A 23,839-nucleotide genomic window follows, 5' to 3' on the forward strand; every position below is an offset into this window, starting at 1 on the left:
CGGCGCTGTGCTACATTAGCCGCCACTTTTTGCACAGCGATTCGGCCTGGGGAGGCGTCGGCGCGGTGCACAACTTCCATCGGAAAAAGGCAGGCCTATGCAGCGGCTGTATCGGAAACGCATTGTTCTCGGCGTCGGCGGCGGCATTGCCGCCTACAAGAGCGCCGAGCTGGTTCGCCGACTTCTGGAACACGGCGCCCAGGTGCGCGTGGTCATGACCCGCGGCGGAGCCGAATTCATCACTCCGCTGACCATGCAAGCGCTGTCCGGGCACCCCGTGCACATGGACCTATTGGATCCCGCTGCCGAAGCGGCGATGGGCCATATCGAACTGGCCAAATGGGCCGACCTGGTGCTGATCGCACCCGCCACCGCCGACCTGATCGCGCGCCTCGCCCAGGGCGTGGCCGACGATCTGCTGACCACCCTGGTACTCGCCACCGACGCCACCGTGGCCGTCGCTCCGGCGATGAACCAGGCGATGTGGCGCGATCCGGCCACCCAGGCCAACCTCGATACCTTGCAGCAACGCCGGATCCAGGTCTTCGGCCCGGCGTCGGGCAGCCAGGCCTGCGGCGACGTGGGCCTCGGCCGCATGCTCGAAGCCACCGACCTGGCCTGGTGCGCCGCCGAGTGCTTCAAGCGCGAGTCACTGACCGGCAAGCACGTGCTGATTACCGCCGGGCCGACCCAGGAAAACATCGACCCGGTGCGCTACATCACCAACCACAGCTCCGGGAAAATGGGCTTCGCCCTGGCCGAGGCCGCAGTGGAAGCCGGCGCCCGAGTAACGCTCGTCACCGGCCCGGTGCACCTGCCCACCCCGGACCGGGTCACCCGGATCGATGTGGTCAGCGCCCGCGATATGCTCGCGGCCTGCGAGGCGGCAATCCCCTGCGATTTGTTCATTGCCTCGGCGGCGGTCGCGGACTACCGCCCGGAAGTCGTCGCCCCGCAGAAACTCAAGAAAGACCCTACGACCGGCGACGGCCTGCTGCTGCAGATGGTGCGCAACCCGGACATCCTGGCCACCATCGCCACCCGTCCCGACCGTCCGTTCAGCGTCGGCTTCGCCGCCGAGACCGAACACCTGCTCGATTACGCCGCCCGCAAGCTCAAGGACAAGAACCTCGACCTGATCGTCGCCAATGACGTGGCCAACCCCAGCATTGGCTTCAACAGCGAGGAAAACGCCTGCAGCGTGATCGACCGTCAGCTCCACGAAACCCTTTTCGCGCAGACCAGCAAGGGCAAGATCGCCCGCCAGCTGATCGCTTTCATCGCTGAACGCCTCAACCAGGTTTGATCCACATGCACGCTCTCCAAGCCAAGATCCTCGATCCACGCATCGGCGCCGAATTCCCGCTGCCGCAATACGCCACCCCCGGCTCGGCCGGCCTCGACCTGCGCGCGATGCTCAAGGAAGACACCCTGCTCGAGCCGGGCCAGACCCTGCTGATCCCCACCGGACTGTCGATCTACATCGGCGATCCGGGCCTGGCGGCCATGATCCTGCCGCGTTCCGGCCTGGGCCACAAACACGGCATCGTCCTGGGCAACCTGGTCGGCCTGATCGACTCGGACTACCAGGGCGAACTGATGGTGTCGTGCTGGAACCGCGGCCAGACCGCCTTCAATATCGCCGTCGGCGAGCGCATCGCACAGCTGGTCCTGGTGCCGGTGGTACAGGCGCATTTCGACATCGTCGAGACCTTCGACGAGACCCAGCGCGGCGCCGGCGGCTTCGGTCATTCCGGTAGCCATTGATCCGTTGATCACCCTCGACGGCCTGTCGAGGGCGAACTCTCCGCCGGAAAGGCCGTCCAAGCGTTCCATACGCCCGAAAGCCTTCGAGACTGGAGTCCCGTGATGAACGATATGGCCCAATTGATCCCCGCACTGCCTGACAGCATCTTCCGCGCCTACGATATTCGTGGTGTGGTCGGAAAGACCCTGCACGCCGAAACGGCTTACTGGATCGGCCGCGCCATCGGCGCCCAGAGCATCGCCCAGGGCGAGCCGAACGTTTCCGTCGGCCGTGATGGCCGCCTGTCCGGTCCGATGCTGGTGGAACAACTGATCAAGGGCCTGGCCGACGCCGGTTGCCAGGTCAGCGATGTCGGCCTGGTGCCGACCCCTGCCCTGTACTACGCGGCCAATGTGCTGGCCGGCAAGTCCGGGGTGATGCTCACTGGCAGCCATAACCCGTCGGACTACAACGGCTTCAAGATCGTCATCGCCGGCGACACCCTTGCCAACGAGCAGATCCAGGCCCTGCTGAACCGCATCAAGAACGAGGACCTGCCGCGCGGCGCCGGCAAGGTGGAAAAGGTCGATATCCTCCCGCGCTATCACCAGCAGATCGTCGGCGACATCAAGCTCGCCCGGCCCCTGAAGGTGGTGGTGGACTGCGGCAACGGCGCCGCCGGGGTCAACGCGCCACAGCTGCTGGCCGCGCTGAACTGCGAGGTCATCCCGTTGTTCTGCGAAGTGGACGGCAACTTCCCCAATCACCATCCGGACCCGGGAAAACCGGAGAACCTCGTCGATCTGATCGCGAAAGTGAAGGAAACCGGTGCCGACATCGGCCTGGCCTTCGACGGCGACGGTGACCGCGTCGGCGTGGTGACCAACACCGGCAGCATCGTCTATCCCGACCGCCTGCTGATGCTGTTCGCCCAGGACGTGCTGGACCGCAACCCGGGCGCCGAGATCATCTTCGACGTCAAGTGCACCCGTCGCCTGACCCCGCTGATCGCCGAACACGGCGGCCATGCTCGGATGTGGAAAACCGGCCACTCGCTGATCAAGAAGAAGATGAAGGAAACCGGCGCCCTGCTTGCAGGCGAGATGAGCGGGCACATTTTCATCAAGGAACGCTGGTTCGGCTTCGACGACGGTATCTACAGCGCCGCGCGGCTGCTGGAAATCCTCAGCAAGGCCGAAACGGACGCCGAAACCCTGTTCGCCGGCTTCCCGAATGATATTTCCACGCCGGAAATCAACATTGATGTGACCGACGAGAGTAAATTCGCCATCATTGATGCACTGCAACGCGACGCCGACTGGGGCCAAGCCGACCTGACCACCATCGACGGTGTGCGGGTCGATTATCCCCACGGCTGGGGCCTGGTCCGCGCCTCCAACACCACCCCGGTGCTGGTCCTGCGCTTCGAGGCCGACAATGACGCCGAACTGCAGCGAATCAAGGCTATATTCCACGCGCAGCTCAAGCGCGTAGCCCCTGACCTGCAACTACCGTTCTGACCGAACCACTTGTTCCAACTGGAGCCCTGCATGACCCTCGATCGCGATGCCGCCACCCATGTCGCCAAGGTACTGTCCGAAGCGCTGCCTTATATCCGACGCTTCGTCGGCAAGACCCTGGTGATCAAGTACGGCGGCAACGCGATGGAGAGCGAAGAGCTGAAAACCGGCTTCGCCCGCGACGTGGTGCTGATGAAGGCGGTCGGCATCAACCCGGTGGTGGTGCACGGCGGTGGGCCGCAGATCGGTGACCTGCTCAACCGTCTGTCGATCGAAAGCCGTTTCGTCGATGGCATGCGGGTTACCGACGCGGCGACCATGGACGTGGTGGAGATGGTGCTTGGCGGCCAGGTGAACAAGGACATCGTCAACCTGATCAACCGTCACGGCGGCAGCGCCATCGGCCTGACCGGCAAGGACGCCGAGCTGATCCGCGCGAAAAAGCTCACCGTCACCCGCCAGACCCCGGAAATGACCACCCCGGAAATCATCGACATCGGCCACGTTGGCGAAGTGGTGGGCGTCAACACCGACCTGCTGAACATGCTGGTGAAGGGCGACTTCATCCCGGTCATCGCGCCAATCGGCGTGGGCCCGAACGGTGAGTCGTACAACATCAACGCCGACCTGGTTGCCGGCAAGGTTGCCGAAGCGCTGAAAGCCGAGAAGCTGATGCTGCTGACCAACATCGCCGGCCTGATGGACAAGCAAGGTACCGTGCTGACCGGTCTGAGCACCGAACAGGTCGACGCACTGATCGCCGACGGCACCATCTACGGCGGTATGCTGCCGAAGATCCGCTGCGCGCTGGAAGCGGTCCAGGGCGGCGTGCACAGCTCGCACATCATCGACGGCCGGGTACCGAATGCCGTACTGCTGGAAATCTTCACCGACAGCGGCGTCGGCACCCTGATCACCAACCGCAAGCCGCGTCAGTAAGCATTTTGCGGGCAGGAAAAAGGCGACCTTCGGGTCGCCTTTTTCATTTCGGGTAAGCGGATTAAATGGTTGATCTTACCTTTGCATGAGAGTGAGACAGACCGGCATCTCATCGGATTATCTGGTTGATGCTTCACCTACTGCTGGTGCATGTTTCCTTCGCTAATTCCAGCAAGAACCCCACACGCCTCAACTTCCCGGTCATCGTTGCAACTCGCTCTCAGTGAAACGAGTTGTTTCTCAAGCGCTTGCAGAGCGGTTATCTGCGACCGCACATGAGAGATGTGATCATCGAGCAAGGCGTTGACGGCGGTACAAGGCTGATGAGGGTCGTCCTCATAGCTCTGTAGTTCGTGAATCTCAGCCAGTGACAGGCCCAGGATTCTGCAGCGACGGATGAAGGCCAGCCCCTCACCATGCTTCTCGGTATAGACACGGTAACCGTTGTCCTGCCGATCAGGCGGCGGCAACAAGCCCTGCTGTTCATAGAAGCGGATCGTCTGTGTTTCGACCCCTACCAACTGCGCCAACTGACCAATGCGCATCAGCCTCCTCCCCAACGGATTCTTTACTCTATTGACCTTATAGTAGCTTTATAGTTTTAAATGGTACCACAACATTGTTCAAGTGGAGTCGTATCATGAGCAAATCCTGTGGTGGCGCCTGTGGCGGTGATGCAACGTCCGCAGCGGATACCGATATACAGGCCTCCTCCGAGGCGCCAGGGAGATGGGTCAGTGTTTATGCCGTGCCGAAGATGGACTGTCCATCAGAAGAACGAATGATTCGCCTAGCCCTGAACGGCTTTGAGGAGATTCGGGCGCTGTCCTTCGACTTGTCGAACCGCCGGCTGAAGGTCGTGCATGACGGCGAGGTCGAGCCCGTCACCTCGAAACTGAAGACCTTGGGGCTAGGCGCCTCGCTTCAGGAAACCGTCGCTGCAAATCCGGAGACCATCAAGGCCGCCGAGTTTTCGGCAGCTTCTGCTAAGCAAGAATCCGGGACCCTGCGCTGGTTGCTCGGCATCAATGCACTTCTGTTCGTGGTGGAAATGACTGCCGGTCTGATCGCCCGGTCCACCGGCCTGATTGGAGAATCCCTGGACAATTTTGCCGATGCGGCGGTGTACGGGCTTGCCCTTTATGCGGTTGGACATAGCGTGAAAATGCAGGTACGTGCCGCGCATCTTGCTGGTGTACTGCAACTGATCTTGGCTGTGGGCGTGCTCGTAGAGGTGGTGAGACGCTTTGTATTCGGTAGTGAGCCTGAATCGCTGGTGATGATGGCTATCGCATTCGTCGCATTGATTGCCAATACCAGTTGTCTGCTGCTCATATCCAAACATCGGGAAGGCGGGGCGCACATGAAGGCAAGCTGGATATTCTCGGCCAACGACGTGGTGATCAACCTGGGGGTCATCACCGCCGGCGCCCTGGTCGCGTGGACCGGTTCCAATTATCCGGATCTGATTATCGGCACCATCGCGGGGGCATTGTACTTAACGGTGCCAGACGCATTTTGGCGTTGAAGGGTTAAATAATGCTCATTATTGGCAAAAAGCTCTCGCCGTATGCCCTATTGTCCATATCGGGCCTGCTGGCAGCGTCTGATCAGGCTGTAAAGTGGCTGGTGCAGCAATCAATGGCCTATGGCGAGTATGTTTCGGTGACCCCGTTCTTTAACTGGGTGCACCTATGGAACACCGGTGCCGCATTCAGTCTTTTTGCGAATGGTGGAGGCTGGCAGCGCTACTTTTTTATCGGAATCGCGGTAGTGGTCTCGATTTTTCTGATCAAGCTGATCCTTGAAAATCGTCATAAAGGAGAAGCCATCGCTTACAGTCTTATCCTCGGTGGCGCCATGGGCAACCTGATTGACCGGGTCTTTCGCGGCTATGTTGTGGATTCCTTTGATTTCTATTGGCGAGACTGGCATTGGCCGGCCTTCAACCTGGCTGATATTGCAATTGTCCTCGGTGCCTTACTTTTCGTTTCCAGCAGCTTGTTGGGTAAAAAAGCAAACACCAATGCCGAGTCGGATGGATCTGACTGACACCTACGCCTATACAACACCATGACCGAACTTCCCGACAACATCCTTCACCTGCCGCAATACCAAGTACTGGGCTGCAAATCAACCGACGACGAAATGCACTTCCAGGTGGACGTGCCCGATCCCATCGCCTGCGAGGAATGCGGCGTGCAGGGTGAGTTCGTACGGTTCGGCAAGCGTGACGTTCCCTATCGTGATCTGCCCATCCACGGCAAGCGGGTCACTCTCTGGGTGGTCCGCCGCCGATACACCTGCCGGGCCTGCAAGACAACATTCAGGCCCCAGCTACCGGAGATGGTGGACGGATTCCGTATGACACTGCGGCTGCATGAGTACGTGGAGAAGGAATCCTTCAACCACCCCTACACCTTTGTGGCGGCACAGACCGGCCTGGACGAGAAGACGGTGCGCGACATCTTCAACGCCCGCGCCGAGTTCCTGGGGCGCTGGCACCGCTTCGAGACGCCCCGCATCCTGGGCATTGACGAGCTATACCTGAACAAGCGCTACCGCTGCATTCTGACCAACATTGAGGAGCGAACCCTGCTCGACCTGCTGGCCACCCGCCGCCAGGACGTGGTGACCAACTACCTGATGAAGCTGAAAGACCGGCAGAAGGTCGAGATCGTCAGCATGGACATGTGGAACCCCTACCGGGCAGCGGTCAAGGCTGTGCTGCCCCAGGCCCGTATCGTGGTCGATAAGTTCCATGTGGTGCGCATGGCCAACGATGCCCTAGAGAGAGTGCGCAAGGGCCTCAGAAAGGAGCTGAAACCGTCCCAGAGCCGGACTCTCAAGGGAGACCGGAAAATCCTGCTGAAACGCGCTCACGAAGTCTCAGACCGGGAGCGCCTCATCATGGAGACCTGGACAGGCGCGTTCCCGCAACTGCTGGCCGCCTACGAGCACAAGGAGCGCTTCTACGGCATCTGGGACGCCACCACACGGCTCCAGGCAGAAGCCGCCCTGGACGAGTGGATAGCCACCATCCCGAAGGGCCAAAAGGAAGTCTGGAGCGATCTGGTCAGGGCAGTGGGAAACTGGCGCGAAGAGACCATGACCTACTTCGAGACGGACATGCCCGTCACCAACGCTTACACGGAGTCCATCAACCGACTGGCCAAGGACAAGAACCGTGAAGGGCGCGGTTACTCCTTCGAGGTGATGCGGGCACGAATGCTCTACACCACGAAGCACAAGAAGAAGGCACCGACTGCGAAGGTCTCTCCTTTCTACAAGAAAACCATCGGTTACGGACTGCCGGACTTCGCAGAGGAACTCAACTACGGAGTCGATCTATCAACCATCTGAGGGTGGTATCAGATTGATGGGGTGAAGGTGCCCCATCAACCATTAAATCCGTATACCCTTCATTTCTTCCGGCTCAGATGCCGTACTGCGCGCGGTAGGCTTCCACCGCTGGCAGGTGCTGCTTGAGCTGCGGGTCGTCGGCAAGGAACTCGAGGACCTGGGTCAGGGAAACGATGCTGACCACCGGAATGCCGAAGTCGCGCTCCACTTCCTGGATCGCCGACAACTCGCCATTGCCGCGCTCTTCGCGGTTCAGCGCGATCAGCACGCCGGCGGCACGGGCTTGCTGGGCCTTGATGATCTGCATGACTTCGCGGATCGCGGTGCCGGCAGTGATCACGTCGTCGATGATCAGCACGTCACCAGCCAGCGGCGCGCCAACCAGGCTGCCGCCTTCGCCGTGGTCCTTGGCTTCCTTGCGGTTGAAGCACCATGGCACGTCGAGCTGATGCTGCTCGGCGAGGGCGACTGCGGTGGCCGCCGCCAGGGGAATGCCCTTGTAGGCCGGGCCGAACAGCACGTCGAACGGGATCTTGCTGTCGACGATCGCCGCCGCGTAGCAACGACCGAGCTGGGCCAGGGCCGAACCGCTGTTGAACAGGCCGGCATTGAAGAAATACGGGCTGGTACGGCCCGACTTGAGAGTGAACTCACCGAAGCGCAGAACCCCGCGATCGATGGCAAAACGAATGAAGTCGCGCTGATACGGCTGCATGAGGAGTCCCGGATACCACGGATTTAGCTAATTGAGTAGAGCTCGGGTATCATACACGCACGTGATTTTTGGGGCCATTTATGCGGATCATCAGTGTGAACGTTAATGGCATTCAGGCTGCGGTCGAGCGTGGTTTGCTCAGCTGGCTGCAAGCCCAGAATGCCGACGTCATCTGCCTTCAGGATACCCGCGCTTCGGCCTTTGAACTCGACGACCCGGCTTATCAGCTCGATGGCTACTTCCTTTATGCCTGCGACGCAGAAGTACCCGCCCAAGGCGGCGTGGCACTTTATTCGCGGTTGCAGCCCAAGGCAGTCATCAGTGGCCTGGGCTTCGAGACAGCCGACCGCTACGGACGTTACCTGCAGGCCGATTTCGACAAAGTCAGTATTGCTACCTTGCTCCTGCCTTCCGGGCAGAACGGCGACGAAGACCTGAACCAGAAGTTCAAGTTGATGGACGACTTCGCCAAGTACCTGGACAAGCAGCGTCGCAAGCGCCGTGAATACATCTACTGCGGCTCGCTCTACGTGGCGCAGCAGAAGCTCGACATCAAGAACTGGCGCGACAGCCAGCAGTCGCCGGGCTTCCTTGCCCCCGAGCGTGCCTGGATGGACGAGATCGTCGGCAACATGGGTTATGTCGATGCCCTGCGCGAAGTCAGCCGCGAAGGCGACCAGTACAGCTGGTGGCCAGACAACGAGCAGGCCGAGATGCTCAACCTGGGCTATCGCTTCGACTACCAGTTGCTGACCCCGGGCCTGCGCCGCTTCGTGCGCAGTGCACGTCTGCCGCGCCAGCCGCGCTTCTCGCAGCACGCGCCGCTGATCGTCGACTACGACTGGACGCTGACGATCTGATCGCCAGATGCAAAAAAGCCGACCTCATGGGTCGGCTTTTTTGTGAGCCTGAACTCGGACCCTGTGGGATCAATCGGCCAGCGCAGCCTTCTGCAGCTCGAACAGATCGGCCATGCCTTTCTGCGCGATCGCCAGCATGGCGTTCAGCTCCTGCGGCTGGAACGGCGCGCCTTCGGCGGTGCCCTGGACCTCGATGAAGCCGCCCGAGCTGGTCATGACCACGTTCAGGTCGGTCTCGGCGGCGGAGTCTTCCAGGTAGTCCAGGTCGAGGACCGCTTCGCCCTGGTACATGCCCACCGACACGGCGGCGATCATGTGCTTGAGCGGGTCGCCGCCCTTCAGGCCGCCACGCTTCTTGACCACGCGCAGGGCATCGACCAGGGCGACCATCGCACCGGTAATGGATGCGGTGCGGGTGCCGCCATCGGCCTGGATCACATCGCAATCGACATACAGGGTGATGTCGCCAAGCTTGCTCATGTCCAAGGCGGCACGCAGCGAGCGCCCGATCAGGCGCTGGATTTCAAGGGTCCGGCCGCCCTGCTTGCCACGGCTGGCCTCACGCTGGTTACGCTCGCCGGTCGAACGCGGCAGCATGCCGTACTCGGCGGTCAGCCAGCCCTGGCCCTGGCCTTTGAGGAAGCGCGGAACACCATTCTCGACGCTAACGGTGCAGACCACCTTGGTGTCGCCGAACTCGACCAGTACCGACCCTTCGGCGTGCTTGGTGTAGTTGCGGGTGATGCGGATCGAGCGAAGCTGATCGGCGGCGCGACCACTTGGACGTTTCATAGGGGATACCTGTACTGGGGGTTCGAACTGCCGAGCATTATAGAGCGCCAGGGCCGCAGTGGACATGCCTGAAGCTGTATTGGCTGTACCGGCCTCATCGCTGGCAAGCCAGCTCCCACAGGTTCTGCAGCGACCCGGACCCTGTGGGAGCTGGCTTGCCAGCGATGAGGCCCGGGAGAACAGTCCAAAACCCCCGGTCGGTATTCACCCTGTCCTTCCACACCGGTTTGTAACATCAGTAGATGGGACCGGGCGGCGCACTGCGTTACAATCCTGCGCCTTTGCAGCCGTCGGCTTTCTCCTTCATCCATCTGCGAGGTACTTCCCATGGTGCACAGCATGACCGCCTTCGCTCGTGTCGAACGAGCCGGGACCCAGGGCACCCTCATCTGGGAGTTGCGCTCGGTCAACCATCGCTATCTCGAGCCGCATCTACGCCTGCCGGACGCCTTCCGCGACCTCGAAGGCGCGGTACGCGAGGCCCTGCGCCAGGGCATTTCCCGCGGGAAAGTGGAGTGCACCCTGCGTTTCACCGAAGAGAACGCCGGCAAATCGCTGCAGGTGGACCAGGAGCGCGCCCGCCAGGTGGTGGAAGCCGCCGAGAGCGTCGCCAGCCTGATCAAGAACCCTGCACCACTGAACCCGCTGGCCGTGCTGTCCTGGCCTGGCGTGCTGGTGGCCGATGCTGCCGACCCGCAGGCCCTGAACCAGGAAGCCCTGGCGCTGTTCGAAGACGCGCTCGCCGAACTCAAGAACGGGCGCAATCGCGAAGGCGCCGAGCTGGCCCGGCTGATCAACGAGCGGCTGGACAGCATGAGCCATGAGGTCGCTACCCTGCGCACCCTGGTCCCGCAGATGCTCGCCGCGCAACGGCAGAAGATCCTCGACCGCTTCAACGACATGAAAGCCGAGCTGGACCCGCAGCGCCTGGAACAGGAAATGGTCCTGCTGGCCCAGAAAAGCGATGTCGCCGAAGAACTCGACCGCCTCAGCACCCATGTCACCGAGGTGCGCCGCGTGCTCAAGTCCGGCGGCGCTGCGGGCCGGCGCCTGGACTTCCTGATGCAGGAGCTCAACCGCGAAGCCAACACCCTTGGCTCCAAAGCCTTCGACCCACGCAGCACGCAATCGGCGGTGAACCTCAAGGTCCTGATCGAGCAGATGCGTGAACAAGTACAGAACATCGAGTAAGGCCACCCCCATCATGAAACACAGCAGCGGCACCCTGTTCATCATTTCTGCCCCGTCCGGCGCCGGCAAGACCAGCCTGGTCAAGGCCCTGACCGACGACCTGAACCACATCCGCGTGTCGGTCTCGCATACCACCCGCGCCATGCGCCCGGGCGAGCGCGATGGGGTCAACTATCACTTCGTCGATCGCGCAGAATTCGAGCGGATGAACGCCCAGGGCGACTTCCTCGAGCAGGCCGAGGTCTTCGGCAACTGTTACGGCACCTCGCGTAGCGCCCTGCAGCAGACACTGGACCAGGGCCACGACCTGATCCTGGAAATCGACTGGCAAGGCGCCCAGCAAGTACGCAAGCTGATGCCGGAGACCCGCTCGATCTTCATCCTGCCACCGAGCCAGCAGGCCCTGCGCCAGCGCCTGACCAACCGGGGCCAGGACAGCGACGAGATCATCGAAGGCAGGATGCGCGAAGCGGTCAGCGAGATGAAGCACTACGACGAGTACGAGTACGTCATCATCAACGACGACTTCGCCACCGCGCTGGAAGACCTGAAAGCCGTGTTCCGCGCCAATCGCCTGCAACGGGACGGTCAGCAGCAGCGCCACGGCGAGCTGCTCAAGCAACTGCTGGCTTGAGCCCTCGCCTCCCTGGCCGCCTTGGGAAAGCCTAGCGGCGGCTGGGGACAGTGGCGTGACGACGCAGCGTCACGCCCAGGAAGAACGCCGGTGCACGCAGGCGCGACAGCAGCATCAGGACGATGCCCAGCAGCAGGATGATCATCGCGATCACGAACACCAGCCCCAACCCGCCCACATGCGAGCCGCTGCCGAACTCCGGCGAAGCGCTGTCGAAGGCCGTCTGCACGAAGATCACCGAAAGGATCGCGCCGCCCAGCAACGGGCACACTCCACGCATGAAGAAGTGGCGCAGGCTGTCGAACAGGCTGTGGCGGAAGTACCAGACGCAGGCGAAGGCCGTCAGCGAATAGTAGAAGCAGATCATCATGCCCAGCGCGGTAATGGTGTCGGCGAGCACGTTCTCGCTGAGTGTACGCATGGTCACGTAGAACACCCCGGCGGCGACCCCGGCGCAGATGGTGGCATAGCGCGGGGTCTGCGAGCGCGGGCAGATACGCGCGAAGCGCTCCGGCACGGCGCCGTAGTAGCCCATGGCGAGCAAGGTACGCGCCGGCGACACGAAGGTCGATTGCAGTGACGCGGCGGTGCTCGCCAGTACGGCAATGGACATCAGGATCGCCATCGGCCCCATCACCGGCCCGGCCAGGTGGGCAAAGACGTTTTCCTGGATGCGCGGATTGTTCAGGCCCAGGCCTTCCTCGCTGATCCCGGCGAACTGCAGGGTGGCGATGGCAGTGACCAGGTACAGGCCCAGAATCAGCAGGACCGTAAGGGTTGCCGCCCGACCGGGAACCTCATCGCTGCCGACCGACTCTTCGCTTACGGTCAGGCAAACGTCCCAGCCCCAGAAAATGAAAATCGACAGCGAAAGCCCGGCAGCGAAGGCCGAGAACGACTCGACGCCGAAGGGGTTGAACCAGCTGATATCGAAGTCCATCGGCGGCGTTTCCGCAGCCCCGCCGAACGCGGCCATGGCGAAGCCCACCAGCACCACCAATTGCAGGGCCACCAGGCCATATTGCACGGTCATGGTGGTACCGATGCCGCGACAGCAGATCCACACCGCCATGGCGATGAACACACAGCAGGTGACCACGTTGACCAGCAGGTTGTCACTGAGCGCAGCCAGCTCGCGGCTGCCGGTCAGTTGCCCGAGGAACAGATAGAAGAAATCCACTGCTACCCCGGCCAGGTTGGACAGCACGATGGTGGTCGCCGTGACCAGGCCCCAGCCGCCGATCCAGCCGATCATCGGGCCGAAGGCCCGCGCCGACCAGGTGAAGGACGTACCGCTGTCCGGCTCTGCGGCGTTCAGCTCACGGTAGCCCAGGGCAACCAGCAGCATCGGCAGGAAGCCGACGATGAACACCGCCGGCAGATGCTGGCCGACCTCCCGTACGGTCGGCCCGAGGGCGCCGGTGAGGGTATACACCGGGGCGATGGTGGAAATGCCCAGCACGATGCTGGCGAGCAGGCCGAGCCGGCCCTTGGCCAGCCCCTTGGAGGCTTTGCGAGCCGGTCCCGCCGTGCCCGAGGACAGGCTTGCTTCGAATTCGCTCATGAGATGTCGCCGCTATTGGAATTGTTCTTCAGGGCATCCGGGGATGCCCGCTACAGAGTGGCCTCGCGGTAGCGCTGGCCACCGGCGTAAGCCTCGCAGGCTGCACGGAACGCCTGGAAAAGTCGCAACGAAACCGGATTCTCGGCAAAACGCCATTCCGGATGCCATTGCACCCCGAGCACGAAGCCGGGTGCGTCCTCCATGGAAACCGCTTCGATCAGATCATCGGGAGCCAGTGCCTCGACCCGCAGGCCGTCGGCCAGACGGTCGATGCCCTGGCCGTGGAGCGAGTTGACCATGAAGCTGCGCGGCAAACCCAGTCGTTGGAATTGCCCGTCGGGCTCGACGCTGACCAGGTGGCGCGGGCTGTACTGCACCTCCAGCGGGGCGTCCTGCGGCTCGCGGTGGTCCAGGTAGCCGGGCAGCTCGTGCACGCGCTGGTGCAGGCTGCCGCCCAGCGCCACGTTGAGCTCCTGGAAACCCCGGCAGATGCAGAATACCGGCACACCGGCGGCGATGGCCGCGCGCAGCAGCGGCAGGGTCAGGCGGTCACGATAAACGTCGTGCCGGGTGCCTTCCGCGCTGGGGGCGCCATTGTAATGATGCGGCTCGACATTTGAAGGCGAACCGGTAAAAACAATGCCGTCGAGGCGTTCCAGCAGACGCTGCGGCTCCAGCGCCTCGTTGAGCGCCGGCAGGATCAGCGGCACGCCGGCAAAGGCGGCAGCCTCGACGTATTTGTCGCCCACGGTGTGGGAGGCCGTGTGACCGAGCATCTGGCGGCACGCGGTGACGCCGATCAAAGGGGTTTTCATCGATTCAGCCTCTCTTTAAGAAGTCGGCGCCGCCGATCCCGTGGGAGCTGGCTTGCCAGCGATTGCGGTGGTGAATTCACTACAGCAATCGCTGGCAAGCCAGCTCCCACAGGGTCGGCGGCGTCTCAAAGATGTCCTACAGCTTGATCCAGGTCGCCTTCAGTTCGGTGTACTTGTCGAACGCATGCAGCGATTTGTCGCGGCCATTGCCCGACTGCTTGAACCCGCCGAACGGCGCGGTCATGTCGCCGCCGTCGTACTGGTTGATCCACACGCTGCCGGCACGCAGGGCGCGGGCGCAACGGTGGGCCCGGGATATATCCGCCGTCCACACGGCCGCCGCCAGGCCGAACGGTGAGTCGTTGGCAATGGCAATCGCTTCCTCGGGAGTATCGAAAGTGATCACCGACAGCACCGGACCGAAGATCTCTTCCCGGGCGATACGCATGGCGTTGGTCACGCCATCGAAGATCGCCGGCTGCACATACACGCCGCAGGTGTCTTCCAGCACACGCTGGCCACCGGTGACCAGGGTCGCGCCATCGGCCTTGCCGGCCTCGACGTAGCCGAGCACGGTATCCAGCTGGGTGCCGTCCACCAGGGCGCCGACGCGGGTCTGCGGATCCAGCGCATGGCCCGGCTTCCAGGCCTTGAGCGCGTCCACCACCATCGGCAGGAAGCGCTCCTTGATCGAACGCTCCACCAGCAGGCGCGAACCGGCGATGCATACTTCGCCCTGATTGAAGGCAATGGCGGCAGCCGCGGCTTCGGCAGCGGCATTCAGGTCCGGCGCATCGGCGAAAACGATGTTCGGGCTCTTGCCACCGGCTTCCAGCCACACGCGTTTCATGTTGGATTCGCCGGCGTACACCATCAGTTGCTTGGCGATACGGGTCGAACCGGTGAATACCAGGGTATCCACGTCCATATGCAGGGCGAGGGCCTTGCCCACAGTGTGGCCGTAGCCCGGCAACACGTTGAACACCCCCGCCGGAATACCGGCTTCCAGCGCCAGTTGGGCGACACGGATGGCCGTCAGTGGCGATTTTTCCGATGGCTTGAGGATGACCGAGTTACCGGTAGCCAAGGCCGGACCGAGCTTCCAGCAGGCCATCATCAGCGGGAAGTTCCACGGCACGATGGCTGCCACCACGCCGATCGGCTCGCGGGTAACCAGGCCAAGCTGGTCGTGCGGGGTCGGCGCCACTTCGTCATAGACCTTGTCGATGGCCTCGGCAGACCAACGAATCGAGTTCGCTGCCGCCGGAATGTCGATACTCAAGGCGTCGGCGATCGGCTTGCCCATGTCCAGGGTTTCCAGCAGCGCCAGCTCCCTGGCATTGGCCAGCAGCAGGTCGGCGAATGCGGTCAGCACGCGCTTGCGCCCGGCCGGAGCCTGATTGGCCCAGACGCCACTGTCGAAGGTGCGGCGGGCGGCGGCTACCGCCAGCTCCGCGTCGGCGATATCGCAGCTGGCGACGGAAGCGAGGACGCGGCCATCCACCGGGCTGACGCACTCGAACACGTCACCGCCAACGCTGTCGCGGTAGACACCATCGACGAAGGCACGGCCTTCGATGCGCAGGCTCTGGTAGAGGGATTCCCACTGTTCGCGAGACGGGATTGTCATTGTTGTTCTCCGGGCATCAGACCGTGTGCAGGTACCAGTTGTATTCGAGGTCGGAAATCGACACCTCGAACTCCGCCATTTCGCTTTCCTTGCAGGCGACGAAAATATCGATGTAGTCGGGGCTGATGTACTGGTTCAGCACCTCGCTGTCGTCCAGCTCGCGCAGGGCATCGCGCAGGTTGTTCGGCAGGCTCTGTTCCAGTTGCTCGTAGGAATTGCCTTCGATCGGCGCACCCGGCTCGATCTTGTTGGTCAGGCCGTGGTGAATGCCGGCGAGGATCGCCGACATCATCAGGTAAGGGTTGGCGTCGGCGCCGGCCACCCGGTGCTCGATACGCACTGAATCGCTGCTGCCGGTCGGCACGCGGACCGCGACGGTACGGTTGTCCAGGCCCCAGCTCGGTGCGTTGGGCACGTAGAATTGGGCGCCGAAACGGCGATAGGAGTTGATGTTCGGGCAGAGGAAGGCCATGGACGCCGGCATGGTTTCCAGCACGCCGCCGATGGCGTGGCGCAGGGCTTCGCTCTGTTCGGGATCCTCGCTGGCGAAGATGTTCCTGCCGGTGGCCTTGTCCAGCAACGAGATGTGCACGTGCAGGCCGTTACCGGCCTGGCCCGGATAGGGTTTGGCCATGAAGGTGGAGTCCATTTCATGGTCGTAGGCGATGTTCTTGATCACCCGCTTGAGCAGCAACGCGTAGTCGCAGGCTTTCATCGGATCGGCGACGTGGTGCAGGGTCACTTCGAACTGCGCCGGGGCGCTTTCCTTGACGATGGCGTCGGCGGGGATGCCCTGTTCCTTGGCGGCCTCGAGCATGTCCTGCAGGCAATCGACGTACTCGTCGAGATCGTCGATGAGGTATACCTGGGTCGACTGCGGACGCTTGCCGGATATCGGCGAACGCGGCGGTTGCGGACGACCATTGAGGTTGTCCTGGTCGATCAGATAGAACTCCAGCTCGAACGCGGCGCAGATGGTCAGCCCAGTGCGTCGAATTTCTCGACCACGCCACGCAGCACTTCCCGCGGATCGGCAAAGAACGGCGTGCCATCGAGCTCGTGCATGGTCATCAGCAGCTGCGCGGTCGGCCGTTTTTGCCACGGCTCGAAGCTCAGGGTGCCGGGAATCGGGTAACAGATGCGGTCGGAGTCGCCGATATCCAGGCCCAGGCCGGTGCTTTCCACGGTGGAGCCGTTGATGTCCAGGGCGAACAGCGATGCGGGCAGGTTGATGCCCTTTTCATACACCTTTACCAGGCTCGCGCGCTCGATGCGCTTGCCGCGCACTACCCCGTTCATGTCGGCGATCAGCAGATCGACGAATTGCACCTCGGGGTGGGCCTTGAGGAATTCGCCCATTTCATCAACGGGGATGGCGCACGGGGAGACCGACGTCATGGCTAGGCATCCTTTGGAATTTTGGGTATCCGGAATTTCTGGTTGATAAAATGCCAAAGATGTAAAGAAGAAAATCTTTCTCAGCGGATTATCTGATTGATCCTCTTCAGCCTACTCTACTGCCAATTTTCTGTTTCCACCTTCGCCTGAGTCTTCATAGCGATGCTGACTAGGGAGGACAGCGAGAGCTGGGCAAGCGTCAAAGCGGTTCTGGTTCATGCGCAATCCGGACACCTGCACAACATTCCTCTTGTAAGAAACCGATCAAATTCTCTAGGTGCCCATACTCGGGTATACAGACAATCGTGCGGCTATGTTTCTCCTGCCGGATCAGCCCTACCTTGGCCATGCGCGCAAGGTGATGTGATAGCGTCGAAGCAGGAATACCCAGCCCCTTCTGGATATCTCCGACCGAAGCCCCATCATGGCCAGCTTTGACCAGAAAGCGGAACACGGACAGTCGGTGACTATTCCCTAGCTCAGCTAAGCTGGCTGCAACCTTTTCGTGATCCATAGCACGCCCCAATAATTCGATGTTTCTAGAATTATAGTTGACAGGTCGGATAAACGCAAGTAGGCTGCGTACATCATTTCGACAATACTAGAAATATAGGAGTAATATTGAATGTCATCTCAACTCCAAGACGCTCTAGGCATGTTCGCCTTTCTCGCTATCGAGCTATCGGTTTTATTCATTGGCATTAGCTTGCTGGTCGGAGTTCTTCAACGTCACATCCCACCATCCAAGGTGGAAGCGTTACTGACTTCCAGTGGGAAGCGAGGCTATTTTCTTGCTGCTGGTTTAGGAGCTATAACGCCCTTCTGTAGTTGCTCGACTATCCCCATGTTGAAAGGGTTGATTCGGGCACGGGCCGGTTTTGGGCCGATGATGGTGTTTCTTTTCTCATCTCCGTTGCTGAATCCTATCGTCGTCGGCCTGCTGGTTGCCACGTTTGGATGGACACTTACTGCTATCTATGTGCTCGCCGCTTTGGTGGTCGCGGTAGGTGCCGGATGGCTGCTTCACACGCTTGGCTTCGAGCGTTATGTGCGCCGGACGGCGACACAAGAGAGCAGTGGATGTAGTTCATCAGCAAGCCCGTGCAGTGCTACATCGACCGCATCGAGTTGCGGCACCAACAGCTGCGACACCACTCCGAAGACGGCTTCTTGCGGGGCTGATAGGAAGACAACAGTCTCTACGTCTAGCGAATGCTGTGACAGTCAACCCACTGTCACGGTTAAGAAAGAAGGGAAGTACAGTGGTGTGTGGCGGGAAGCTTGGTCGGACTTTATCGATGTGTTGCCTTACCTGCTCATCGGTATTGCGATTGGCAGCGTGATCTATGGTTTCATGCCCACTGACTTATTGGAGCAGTATGCAGGCCCAGATAATCCCTTTGCCATTCCAGTTGCCGCTGTCATCGGCGTGCCGTTGTATATTCGCGCTGAAGCCGTCATACCTCTGGCAGCGGCTCTGATGGCCAAAGGCGTGGGTGCCGGGACGGTGCTAGCGTTGATCATCGGCAGTGCCGGAGCCAGCCTGACTGAGCTCATTCTGTTGCGCTCTTTGTTCACGCTGAAGCTTTTAGCGGCGTTTTTAGCAGTCATTTTTGCTATGGCGATGATTGCCGGTTACGCCACCTACCTGTTTTTCTGATCAAGGCGGGAGATGATTAATTCGTTAAGCCTTCCTGGGTACCAGTTGGTGGATTCTGATGAGCAGAATGAAGACATACATTTTCGGCTTGAAGCACCTACACCAGTAGCCTGCGAGGGGTGCGGCGTGCAGGGTGAGTTCGTGCGGTTCGGCAAGCGTGACGTTCCCTATCGTGATCTGCCCATCCACGGCAAGCGGGTCACTCTCTGGGTGGTCCGCCGCCGATACACCTGCCGGGCCTGCAAGACAACATTCAGGCCCCAGCTACCGGAGATGGTGGACGGATTCCGTATGACACTGCGGCTGCATGAGTACGTGGAGAAGGAATCCTTCAACCACCCCTACACCTTTGTGGCGGCACAGACCGGCCTGGACGAGAAGACGGTGCGCGACATCTTCAACGCCCGCGCCGAGTTCCTGGGGCGCTGGCACCGCTTCGAGACGCCCCGCATCCTGGGCATTGACGAGCTATACCTGAACAAGCGCTACCGCTGCATTCTGACCAACATTGAGGAGCGAACCCTGCTCGACCTGCTGGCCACCCGCCGCCAGGACGTGGTGACCAACTACCTGATGAAGCTGAAAGACCGGCAGAAGGTCGAGATCGTCAGCATGGACATGTGGAACCCCTACCGGGCAGCGGTCAAGGCTGTGCTGCCCCAGGCCCGTATCGTGGTCGATAAGTTCCATGTGGTGCGCATGGCCAACGATGCCCTAGAGAGAGTGCGCAAGGGCCTCAGAAAGGAGCTGAAACCGTCCCAGAGCCGGACTCTCAAGGGAGACCGGAAAATCCTGCTGAAACGCGCTCACGAAGTCTCAGACCGGGAGCGCCTCATCATGGAGACCTGGACAGGCGCGTTCCCGCAACTGCTGGCCGCCTACGAGCACAAGGAGCGCTTCTACGGCATCTGGGACGCCACCACACGGCTCCAGGCAGAAGCCGCCCTGGACGAGTGGATAGCCACCATCCCGAAGGGCCAAAAGGAAGTCTGGAGCGATCTGGTCAGGGCAGTGGGAAACTGGCGCGAAGAGACCATGACCTACTTCGAGACGGACATGCCCGTCACCAACGCTTACACGGAGTCCATCAACCGACTGGCCAAGGACAAGAACCGTGAAGGGCGCGGTTACTCCTTCGAGGTGATGCGGGCACGAATGCTCTACACCACGAAGCACAAGAAGAAGGCACCGACTGCGAAGGTCTCTCCTTTCTACAAGAAAACCATCGGTTACGGACTGCCGGACTTCGCAGAGGAACTCAACTACGGAGTCGATCTATCAACCATCTGATAATGGTATCAGGTTGGTGGGGTAAAGGTGCCCCATCAACCATTAAATCCGTATACCCGGAATTTTTATAGGGGCGGCGATGTAAGGAGGTAACGCGGGTATTCGGAGGCGATGGCTGGTCTTGTTCTCGGGTAGTCCATCGGAGGAACGAATGGCGCGACAAACCTTGCTCGACGGCCACGTTCGCACTATAGAATGGCCGTCACGCAAACAGACATTGGCGTTTTGGCAAGCGAAGAGTGCACCGATGCAATATCAGATCAGCCACGCCGACCTCTCCCTGGTTCTCGCCCTGGTGCGTGGTCGCTCCCTGGCCAAAGCGGCGGAACTGCTCAAGGTCGACGTTTCCACGGTGTTCCGCTCGATCCGGCGGATGGAGGCGGCGCTGGGCACGGCCTTGTTCGTGAAGAGCCGCAAGGGCTACATCCCTACGGGTACCGCCCAGGCTTTGGCGGAACAGGCCGAGCGCGCCGAACAGGCCCTGGACGCGGCGCGCGTCGCCCTGGCCCACGGCGAGCAGGTGGTCAGTGGCACGGTGCGCCTGACCTGCACCGATGCCGTGCTGCACAGCCTGCTGCTGCCGGCGCTGGCCGAGTTCATGCCGGCCTACCCGGCACTGAACCTTGAACTGGCGACGTCCAACACCTTCGCCAACCTCAGCCGACGGGATGCCGACCTGGCGCTGCGCCTGACCAATGCGCCGCCCGAGCATCTTGTAGGACGCTGCCTGGGTTCGGCGTCCTACGTTATCTGTGGCCGTGAGGAGTTTCGCCAGCGCCTGACGGAAAATCCGGCGAGCGTGCCGTGGATCGCCCCGGACGACTCCATGCAGGACCACCCAACCCTGGTCTGGCGCAGCGAAAAGCTCCCCGGCGTACTGCCGCGCTACCGCTGCAGCGGAATTGCCTCCATTGCCCAGATGGTCGGCGCCGGCCTCGGTGTTGCCGCGCTGCCCGACTACATGGCGCATACCCTGCCGGGCGTGGAGCAATTGAGCGAAGCCCTGCCCGGCTGCGACATCCAGCTTTGGCTGCTGACCCGCCCGGATTGCCGTGCCCTGCGCTCGGTCCAGACGCTGTTCGACGAGCTGACGCCGCGTCTGCGCAATGCCTTGATCTGAGCCATAGACGAAGACTATTGAAATAGACGCTTACATCTAGGTATCGTCAGCTTATTCAGGGCTCGGGGCCGAAAACAGCGCTTCCCTAACGGCTGGTTATTTTTTAAACTGCCGAGTCCACTCGCCCACTCCCGGGCAGAACACCGCATTCGCTATTCGAGGAACACCATGGCCCGCGTAACCGTTGAAGACTGCCTGGAACACGTTGATAACCGCTTTGAGCTGGTCATGCTGTCCACCAAGCGTGCCCGTCAACTGGCAACCGGCGGCAAAGAGCCGAAAGTGGCCTGGGAAAACGACAAGCCTACCGTCGTAGCGCTGCGTGAAATCGCCGAAGGTATCGTCACCCCCGAGTTCATCGCCGCAGAAGAGATCGTCACCGAAGACCCGGTCTTCCCGACGTTCGAGGACGAGGCCAACGAGGCCGTCTAAGTCCATGCCTGGTCGACGTTGTACGGCGCGGGTCCCTTATCCTCGGCAGGAGGTCGAATCTTGCCGAGCATAGATGCCCTCGCCGATCGCCTATCGACCTATCTGGGTCCCGAGCAGGTCAACCTGGTACGCCGGGCCTATTTCTACGCCGAACAGGCCCACGACGGCCAGCGCCGCCGCAGCGGCGAGGCGTACGTCACGCATCCCCTGGCCGTCGCCAGCATCCTCGCCGACATGCACATGGACCATCAGAGCCTGATGGCAGCCATGCTGCACGATGTGATCGAAGACACCGGCATCGCCAAGGAAGCCCTCAGTTCGCAGTTCGGCGAGACCGTCGCCGAGCTGGTCGATGGCGTCAGCAAGCTGACCCAGATGAACTTCGAGACCAAGGCCGAGGCCCAGGCGGAAAACTTTCAGAAGATGGCCATGGCCATGGCCCGGGATATCCGCGTGATCCTGGTCAAGCTGGCCGACCGCTTGCACAACATGCGCACCCTGGAAGTGCTGTCCGGCGAAAAACGCCGGCGCATCGCCAAGGAAACCCTGGAAATCTACGCCCCCATCGCCAATCGCCTCGGCATGCACAGCGTGCGTATCGAATTCGAGGACCTGGGTTTCAAGGCGATGTACCCGATGCGCTCGGCGCGTATCTACCAGGCGGTCAAGCGCGCCCGCGGCAACCGCAAGGAAATCGTCAACAAGATCGAGGAATCGCTGAGCCATTGCCTGGCCGTCGATGGCATCGAAGGCGAGGTCAGCGGCCGCCAGAAACACATCTATGGCATCTACAAGAAGATGCGCGGCAAACGCCGGGCCTTCAACGAGATCATGGATGTCTATGCGTTCCGCATCATCGTCGACAAGGTCGACACCTGCTACCGCGTGCTCGGCGCCGTGCACAACCTGTACAAGCCGCTGCCCGGGCGCTTCAAGGATTACATCGCAATCCCCAAGGCCAACGGCTACCAGTCGCTGCACACCACCCTGTTCGGCATGCACGGCGTGCCCATCGAGATCCAGATCCGCACCCGCGAGATGGAAGAGATGGCCAACAACGGCATCGCTGCACACTGGCTGTACAAGTCCAGCGACGAGGAAAAGCCCAAGGGCACCCATGCCCGTGCCCGACAGTGGGTCAAGGGTGTGCTGGAGCTGCAGCAACGTGCGGGCAACTCCCTGGAATTCATCGAAAGCGTGAAGATCGACCTGTTCCCCGACGAGGTCTACGTGTTCACGCCCAAAGGCCGCATCATGGAGCTGCCCAAAGGCTCCACCGCAGTCGATTTCGCCTACGCGGTACACACCGACGTTGGCAACAGCTGCATCGCCTGCCGCATCAACCGCCGCCTGGCGCCGCTGTCGGAACCGCTGCAAAGCGGCTCCACCGTGGAAATCGTCAGCGCCCCGGGCGCCCGACCAAATCCGGCCTGGCTCAACTTCGTGGTCACCGGCAAGGCCCGCACGCATATTCGTCACGCCCTCAAGCTGCAGCGCCGCTCCGAGTCGATCAACCTTGGCGAACGCCTGCTGAACAAGGTGCTCAACGGTTTCGACAGCGCCCTCGACAAGATTCCGCCGGAACGCATCCAGGCCATGCTCGCCGAGTACCGCCTGGAAGTGATCGAAGACCTGCTGGAAGACATCGGCCTGGGCAACCGCATGGCCTACGTGGTCGCCCGCCGCTTGCTGTCCACCGAGGGCGAGCAGTTGCCCAACCCGGAAGGGCCGCTGGCGATCCGCGGTACCGAAGGCCTGGTGCTCAGCTACGCCAAGTGCTGCACGCCGATCCCGGGCGATCCGATCGTCGGGCACCTGTCGGCGGGCAAGGGCATGGTGGTGCATCTGGAGAGCTGCCGGAACATCAGCGAAATCCGCCACAACCCGGAAAAGTGCATCCAGCTGTCCTGGGCCAAGGACGTTACTGGCGAGTTCAACGTCGAACTGCGCGTCGAGCTGGAACACCAGCGCGGCCTGATCGCGCTGCTTGCCAGCAGCGTCAACGCCGCCGACGGCAACATCGAGAAAATCAGCATGGATGAGCGCGATGGCCGCATCAGCGTCGTCCAGTTGGTGGTCAGCGTGCACGACCGCGTGCATCTGGCTCGCGTGATCAAGAAACTGCGCGCGCTGACGGGCGTCATCCGCATCACCCGCATGCGCGCGTAG

At 61.5% G+C, this 23,839-nt stretch carries 20 protein-coding genes and 3 pseudogenes; 15 read left to right on the plus strand and 8 right to left on the minus strand.

Going from position 1 to position 23,839, the window contains the following annotated elements; all coding sequences use genetic code 11:
* Positions 1-97: 97 nt before the first annotated feature.
* From coaBC to argB, 4 genes and pseudogenes are all read left to right on the plus strand, one after another.
* The gene (gene coaBC, locus CSV86_RS24975; RefSeq protein ID WP_009395881.1) at positions 98-1,306 is read left to right on the plus strand and encodes a bifunctional phosphopantothenoylcysteine decarboxylase/phosphopantothenate--cysteine ligase CoaBC; all 1,209 of its coding nucleotides are present in this window, start codon (positions 98-100) and stop codon (positions 1,304-1,306) included.
* A 5-nt stretch (positions 1,307-1,311) separates the two neighbouring features.
* The gene (gene dut / locus CSV86_RS24980; RefSeq protein WP_009395882.1) at positions 1,312-1,767 is read left to right on the plus strand and encodes a dUTP diphosphatase; all 456 of its coding nucleotides are present in this window, start codon (positions 1,312-1,314) and stop codon (positions 1,765-1,767) included.
* Positions 1,768-1,893: 126 nt separating this feature from the next.
* Positions 1,894-3,267 (plus strand): annotated as a pseudogene (locus CSV86_RS24985) (phosphomannomutase/phosphoglucomutase); the annotation flags it as partial.
* 30 nt (positions 3,268-3,297) lie between these two features.
* The gene (argB, locus tag CSV86_RS24990) at positions 3,298-4,206 is read left to right on the plus strand and encodes an acetylglutamate kinase (protein WP_009395884.1); all 909 of its coding nucleotides are present in this window, start codon (positions 3,298-3,300) and stop codon (positions 4,204-4,206) included.
* A gap of 137 nt (positions 4,207-4,343) precedes the next feature.
* Here the strand turns inward: argB and cadR are convergent, their stop codons facing one another.
* Positions 4,344-4,751, minus strand: coding sequence for a Cd(II)/Pb(II)-responsive transcriptional regulator (gene cadR, locus CSV86_RS24995; RefSeq protein ID WP_009403731.1), 408 nt, complete (start codon positions 4,749-4,751; stop codon positions 4,344-4,346).
* 95 nt (positions 4,752-4,846) lie between these two features.
* On the opposite strand from cadR, the pseudogene CSV86_RS25000 reads away from it, so the two are divergent.
* The 3 genes and pseudogenes from CSV86_RS25000 to CSV86_RS25010 all read left to right on the plus strand — a co-directional run bounded on the left by CSV86_RS25000 (position 4,847) and on the right by CSV86_RS25010 (position 7,569).
* A pseudogene (locus tag CSV86_RS25000) lies at positions 4,847-5,742 on the plus strand (cation efflux transmembrane domain-containing protein).
* A gap of 3 nt (positions 5,743-5,745) precedes the next feature.
* Complete coding sequence (gene lspA / locus CSV86_RS25005) at positions 5,746-6,258, plus strand: signal peptidase II (RefSeq protein WP_003821921.1); 513 nt, start codon at positions 5,746-5,748, stop codon at positions 6,256-6,258.
* Between the two features lie 21 nt (positions 6,259-6,279).
* Positions 6,280-7,569, plus strand: coding sequence for an ISL3-like element ISPpu12 family transposase (locus CSV86_RS25010; RefSeq protein ID WP_004574636.1), 1,290 nt, complete (start codon positions 6,280-6,282; stop codon positions 7,567-7,569).
* Positions 7,570-7,642: 73 nt separating this feature from the next.
* Here the strand turns inward: CSV86_RS25010 and pyrE are convergent, their stop codons facing one another.
* Positions 7,643-8,284: an orotate phosphoribosyltransferase gene (pyrE, locus tag CSV86_RS25015; RefSeq protein ID WP_009397031.1), complete on the minus strand. Its 642-nt coding sequence runs from the start codon at positions 8,282-8,284 to the stop codon at positions 7,643-7,645.
* An 80-nt stretch (positions 8,285-8,364) separates the two neighbouring features.
* Here pyrE and crc point away from each other — a divergent pair, with 80 nt between their 5' ends.
* Positions 8,365-9,144 carry a catabolite repression control protein Crc gene (crc, locus tag CSV86_RS25020; RefSeq protein ID WP_009397034.1) on the plus strand — a complete coding sequence of 260 codons (780 nt, stop codon included), beginning with the start codon at positions 8,365-8,367 and terminating at the stop codon, positions 9,142-9,144.
* A gap of 69 nt (positions 9,145-9,213) precedes the next feature.
* Here the strand turns inward: crc and rph are convergent, their stop codons facing one another.
* Entirely contained in the window at positions 9,214-9,936 is a 723-nt protein-coding gene (gene rph, locus CSV86_RS25025; RefSeq protein WP_009397035.1) for a ribonuclease PH, read from the minus strand.
* A gap of 327 nt (positions 9,937-10,263) precedes the next feature.
* Here rph and CSV86_RS25030 point away from each other — a divergent pair, with 327 nt between their 5' ends.
* Both CSV86_RS25030 and gmk read left to right on the plus strand, forming a co-directional pair.
* A complete protein-coding gene (locus tag CSV86_RS25030) occupies positions 10,264-11,127 on the plus strand; it encodes a YicC/YloC family endoribonuclease (RefSeq protein ID WP_009397037.1) in 864 nt (287 codons plus the stop codon).
* Between the two features lie 13 nt (positions 11,128-11,140).
* The gene (gene gmk / locus CSV86_RS25035) at positions 11,141-11,761 is read left to right on the plus strand and encodes a guanylate kinase (RefSeq protein WP_009397039.1); all 621 of its coding nucleotides are present in this window, start codon (positions 11,141-11,143) and stop codon (positions 11,759-11,761) included.
* A 31-nt stretch (positions 11,762-11,792) separates the two neighbouring features.
* Here the strand turns inward: gmk and CSV86_RS25040 are convergent, their stop codons facing one another.
* From CSV86_RS25040 to CSV86_RS25060, 5 genes and pseudogenes are all read right to left on the minus strand, one after another.
* Complete coding sequence (locus tag CSV86_RS25040) at positions 11,793-13,325, minus strand: APC family permease (RefSeq protein ID WP_009397040.1); 1,533 nt, start codon at positions 13,323-13,325, stop codon at positions 11,793-11,795.
* Positions 13,326-13,375: 50 nt separating this feature from the next.
* On the minus strand, positions 13,376-14,140 hold the full coding sequence (locus CSV86_RS25045) for a gamma-glutamyl-gamma-aminobutyrate hydrolase family protein (protein WP_009397041.1): 765 nt from the start codon (positions 14,138-14,140) through the stop codon (positions 13,376-13,378).
* Positions 14,141-14,276: 136 nt separating this feature from the next.
* The gene (locus tag CSV86_RS25050) at positions 14,277-15,770 is read right to left on the minus strand and encodes an aldehyde dehydrogenase (protein ID WP_009397042.1); all 1,494 of its coding nucleotides are present in this window, start codon (positions 15,768-15,770) and stop codon (positions 14,277-14,279) included.
* 16 nt (positions 15,771-15,786) lie between these two features.
* Positions 15,787-17,168: pseudogene (locus CSV86_RS25055) on the minus strand (glutamine synthetase family protein).
* A gap of 199 nt (positions 17,169-17,367) precedes the next feature.
* Positions 17,368-17,682 carry an ArsR/SmtB family transcription factor gene (locus tag CSV86_RS25060; RefSeq protein WP_000349485.1) on the minus strand — a complete coding sequence of 105 codons (315 nt, stop codon included), beginning with the start codon at positions 17,680-17,682 and terminating at the stop codon, positions 17,368-17,370.
* Positions 17,683-17,823: 141 nt separating this feature from the next.
* Here CSV86_RS25060 and CSV86_RS25065 point away from each other — a divergent pair, with 141 nt between their 5' ends.
* The 5 genes from CSV86_RS25065 to spoT all read left to right on the plus strand — a co-directional run bounded on the left by CSV86_RS25065 (position 17,824) and on the right by spoT (position 23,839).
* Positions 17,824-18,828: a permease gene (locus CSV86_RS25065; protein WP_040363373.1), complete on the plus strand. Its 1,005-nt coding sequence runs from the start codon at positions 17,824-17,826 to the stop codon at positions 18,826-18,828.
* Between the two features lie 12 nt (positions 18,829-18,840).
* Positions 18,841-20,118 (plus strand): ISL3 family transposase, encoded by a 1,278-nt coding sequence (locus CSV86_RS25070; protein ID WP_000610830.1) that lies wholly within the window; start codon positions 18,841-18,843, stop codon positions 20,116-20,118.
* A 247-nt stretch (positions 20,119-20,365) separates the two neighbouring features.
* On the plus strand, positions 20,366-21,238 hold the full coding sequence (locus CSV86_RS25075; RefSeq protein WP_009394404.1) for a LysR family transcriptional regulator: 873 nt from the start codon (positions 20,366-20,368) through the stop codon (positions 21,236-21,238).
* A 168-nt stretch (positions 21,239-21,406) separates the two neighbouring features.
* A complete protein-coding gene (rpoZ, locus tag CSV86_RS25080) occupies positions 21,407-21,670 on the plus strand; it encodes a DNA-directed RNA polymerase subunit omega (RefSeq protein WP_009394405.1) in 264 nt (87 codons plus the stop codon).
* Between the two features lie 60 nt (positions 21,671-21,730).
* Positions 21,731-23,839 carry a bifunctional GTP diphosphokinase/guanosine-3',5'-bis pyrophosphate 3'-pyrophosphohydrolase gene (spoT, locus tag CSV86_RS25085; protein ID WP_009394406.1) on the plus strand — a complete coding sequence of 703 codons (2,109 nt, stop codon included), beginning with the start codon at positions 21,731-21,733 and terminating at the stop codon, positions 23,837-23,839.

The organism is Pseudomonas bharatica CSV86, from assembly GCF_000319305.2.
Classification (GTDB): domain Bacteria; phylum Pseudomonadota; class Gammaproteobacteria; order Pseudomonadales; family Pseudomonadaceae; genus Aquipseudomonas; species Aquipseudomonas bharatica.

Excerpts from the sequence above, each read along its gene's own strand:
- coaBC (WP_009395881.1), top strand. The coding sequence starts at position 98 with ATGCAGCGGCTGTATCGGAAACGCATTGTTCTCGGCGTCGGCGGCGGC.
- dut (WP_009395882.1), top strand. The coding sequence starts at position 1,312 with ATGCACGCTCTCCAAGCCAAGATCCTCGATCCACGCATCGGCGCCGAA.
- argB (WP_009395884.1), top strand. The coding sequence starts at position 3,298 with ATGACCCTCGATCGCGATGCCGCCACCCATGTCGCCAAGGTACTGTCC.
- cadR (WP_009403731.1), bottom strand. The coding sequence starts at position 4,751 with ATGCGCATTGGTCAGTTGGCGCAGTTGGTAGGGGTCGAAACACAGACG.
- lspA (WP_003821921.1), top strand. The coding sequence starts at position 5,746 with ATGCTCATTATTGGCAAAAAGCTCTCGCCGTATGCCCTATTGTCCATA.
- CSV86_RS25010 (WP_004574636.1), top strand. The coding sequence starts at position 6,280 with ATGACCGAACTTCCCGACAACATCCTTCACCTGCCGCAATACCAAGTA.
- pyrE (WP_009397031.1), bottom strand. The coding sequence starts at position 8,284 with ATGCAGCCGTATCAGCGCGACTTCATTCGTTTTGCCATCGATCGCGGG.
- crc (WP_009397034.1), top strand. The coding sequence starts at position 8,365 with ATGCGGATCATCAGTGTGAACGTTAATGGCATTCAGGCTGCGGTCGAG.
- rph (WP_009397035.1), bottom strand. The coding sequence starts at position 9,936 with ATGAAACGTCCAAGTGGTCGCGCCGCCGATCAGCTTCGCTCGATCCGC.
- CSV86_RS25030 (WP_009397037.1), top strand. The coding sequence starts at position 10,264 with ATGGTGCACAGCATGACCGCCTTCGCTCGTGTCGAACGAGCCGGGACC.
- gmk (WP_009397039.1), top strand. The coding sequence starts at position 11,141 with ATGAAACACAGCAGCGGCACCCTGTTCATCATTTCTGCCCCGTCCGGC.
- CSV86_RS25040 (WP_009397040.1), bottom strand. The coding sequence starts at position 13,325 with ATGAGCGAATTCGAAGCAAGCCTGTCCTCGGGCACGGCGGGACCGGCT.
- CSV86_RS25045 (WP_009397041.1), bottom strand. The coding sequence starts at position 14,140 with ATGAAAACCCCTTTGATCGGCGTCACCGCGTGCCGCCAGATGCTCGGT.
- CSV86_RS25050 (WP_009397042.1), bottom strand. The coding sequence starts at position 15,770 with ATGACAATCCCGTCTCGCGAACAGTGGGAATCCCTCTACCAGAGCCTG.
- CSV86_RS25060 (WP_000349485.1), bottom strand. The coding sequence starts at position 17,682 with ATGGATCACGAAAAGGTTGCAGCCAGCTTAGCTGAGCTAGGGAATAGT.
- CSV86_RS25065 (WP_040363373.1), top strand. The coding sequence starts at position 17,824 with ATGTTCGCCTTTCTCGCTATCGAGCTATCGGTTTTATTCATTGGCATT.
- CSV86_RS25070 (WP_000610830.1), top strand. The coding sequence starts at position 18,841 with ATGATTAATTCGTTAAGCCTTCCTGGGTACCAGTTGGTGGATTCTGAT.
- CSV86_RS25075 (WP_009394404.1), top strand. The coding sequence starts at position 20,366 with ATGCAATATCAGATCAGCCACGCCGACCTCTCCCTGGTTCTCGCCCTG.
- rpoZ (WP_009394405.1), top strand. The coding sequence starts at position 21,407 with ATGGCCCGCGTAACCGTTGAAGACTGCCTGGAACACGTTGATAACCGC.